Here is a 2,445-nt window from a genome sequence, read left to right as displayed (position 1 = left end):
GAGGAAGGCGCGCTGGCCGACGCACGCGGTGCGCTCGCGCGCGGCGACCGCACGGCGTTTGCCGCGTCGCTCGCGCAGGTGCAGGCGCGGGTGCAGGCGCGGGTGCAGGCGAGTGCGCCGAACGATCCCGACATGCTCGCCGCGATCGGCGCGCAGTGGATCGACGCGGGCGAACCGGACCGCGGCCTCGCACTGTTGCACGACTGGATCGCCGCGCAACCGAACGAAGCCGATGCGGACGTGCGGCTGCGCTATGGCGACCTGCTCGGCAGCGCGGGGCGCGACGACGCGCTTGCCGCGTGGCTCGACACGCTGCGCCGGGAACCGTCGCTGACGCCCGCGCAGACGGCGAGGCTCGAGGACCAGTCGCTGCGGCTCGTGTTGCGGCAGACCGACGATGCGATCGCGCAGCAGGATTACGCGCAGGCGCGCAAGCGGCTCGATCGTGCGAGCCCGGCCGGCCGTGCGGACAAGCGCTATGCGCTCGAGCTGGCCGATCTGGAACGCGCGCAGGGCCGTTACGACGCGGCGCGCGATGCGCTCGCGCCGGTCGTCGCGCGTACGCCGGACGATGCCGATACGCAGCTCGCGCTTGCACGCATCGACGAGGACAGCGGCAACCGTGCGGCCGCGCTTGCACGCGTGCAGGCGGTGCTCGCGCGCACGCCGGACGACGACGTCGACACGCAACTGTCGGCCGTACGCCGCCTGAACGCGCTGCGCCGCCCGGACGAAGCCCTGCAGGTGACCGACCGGCTGCATGCCGCGTATCCGGCGCGCGCCGACGTGTCGGTCGCGGCCGGGCGCGTGGCCGAGGCGCAAGGCCGCCATGACGACGCGGCGTCGCTGTACCGGTTGTCGCAGTCGCAGGAACGCGCGACGGGCGTGCGCCCGGGCCGCGACGGCCTCACGCCCGCGCAGGCTGCGTTCGCGGATCTCGAGCAGCGGCGCAATCCCGAGATCGAGACCGGCTGGACGCCCGCGTACAAGTCGGGCGACGAAGGCATCTCGTCGTATCGCGCGCAGCAGGTGCCGATCTACATGCAGATGCCGATCCGCTACGACGGGCACGTGTTCGCGCAGGTCGATACCGTGCATCTCGACCCGGGCACGCTCGACACGAGCGACCCGAACGCGTATTCGCTCAGGACGTTCGGCACCTACGCGGCGCTCAGGGCGCAGAACGCGCTGACGCCCGCGGCGATCGCGAATCCGCCGGGTTCGCTGCACCAGACGGCCACGGGCGTCGCGCTCGGCGCCGGCTATCTGTCGGACGCATGGCGCGTCGACCTCGGCACGTCGCCGCTCGGTTTTCCCGTGCATTACCTTGTCGGTGGCGTGCGCTATCGCTTCGACGCGGGCCCGGCGAGTTTCTCGGTGAACGCGTCGCGGCGGCCGGAAACGAGCAGCGTGCTGTCGTACGCGGGGATGCGCGACCCGTGGACGGGCGCGGTCTGGGGCGGCGTGCGCCGCGACGGCGTGAACCTGCGCGCGTCGGTCGACGTCGGCCGCACGAACCTGTTCGCGGAACTCGGCGCGGGCGTGCTGTCCGGCCGCAACGTCGAACGCAACGCGGAAGTCACGCTGCGCACGGGCTTCACGGTGCCGGTGTACGAGCGCGCGACGATGAAGGTCAGCACCGGGCTCGTCGGCAATGCATGGCACTACGCGCAGAACCTGCGCTACTACACGTACGGGCAGGGCGGCTATTACAGCCCGCAGCGCTACCTGTCGCTCGGCGTGCCGATCGAATGGGCGGGGCGGCATGATGCGCTGTCGTGGGACCTGACCGTCACGGGCGGGATCTCGAACAGCTACGAGAAGGATTCGCTGTTTTACCCGACGTTCTCGGACCAGCGGGCCGCGCAGGTGGCGGCCGGGTTCGTGTACGCGGGCAGCTCGACGCGCGGCGTGTCGTTCTCGTATGGCATCAACGGGATCGTCGAATACCGCGTGAACCCGCACCTGAGCGTCGGCGCGCAGCTGCACGTCGACCGGTCGCACGACTACGCGCCGAGTTCGGCGCTCGTGTACCTGCGCTACGCGTTCGACGCGCGCGAGCAACGCAGCTGGCTCGTGACGCCGACGCCGGTGCGGCTTTATTCGGATGACTAGGTTACAGGGGAACGTCGTGAATACCGAAATCGATGCCACCCGTCCCGCGTTCGGCGCCGCCAGCTTGCTGGGCCGCCTGCGTGCGCTGCTGGGCATGGGGCCGGCCGGCGGCCGTGTCGGCACGGTGAGCCGGCTCGCGATCGACGGCTTGCCCGATACCTGGACGCAGCTGGAAGCCGGCGGCCTGTACGCGATCTATGCGGCCGGCGGCACGCCGGCCTGCGACGCGCTGGTGTGGGAGAGCGCGCGACAGGCGCGCACCCGCGACGTGACGGTCGTGCTCGCGCGCGACGCGGCGCACGTCGCCGGGCAGATGCAGGCACGCGGCTA

General features: G+C 71.6%; 2 protein-coding genes. Both read left to right on the top strand.

What is annotated here, in order from left to right; genetic code table 11:
- Positions 1 to 2,115: cellulose synthase subunit BcsC-related outer membrane protein (locus G3N64_RS38790; RefSeq protein WP_205788853.1), on the top strand; the 2,115-nt coding region annotated here is incomplete at its 5' end.
- A 16-nt stretch (positions 2,116 to 2,131) separates the two neighbouring features.
- The coding region (locus G3N64_RS38785; RefSeq protein ID WP_346778859.1) for a BcsE family c-di-GMP-binding protein at positions 2,132 to 2,445 on the top strand (314 nt) is incomplete at its 3' end.

Source organism: Burkholderia sp. Ac-20344, assembly GCF_017104975.1.
Classification (GTDB): Bacteria; Pseudomonadota; Gammaproteobacteria; order Burkholderiales; family Burkholderiaceae; genus Burkholderia.
Note: the sequence above shows the minus strand (reverse complement) of the source record. Positions and strands in the feature narration are given on the sequence as shown.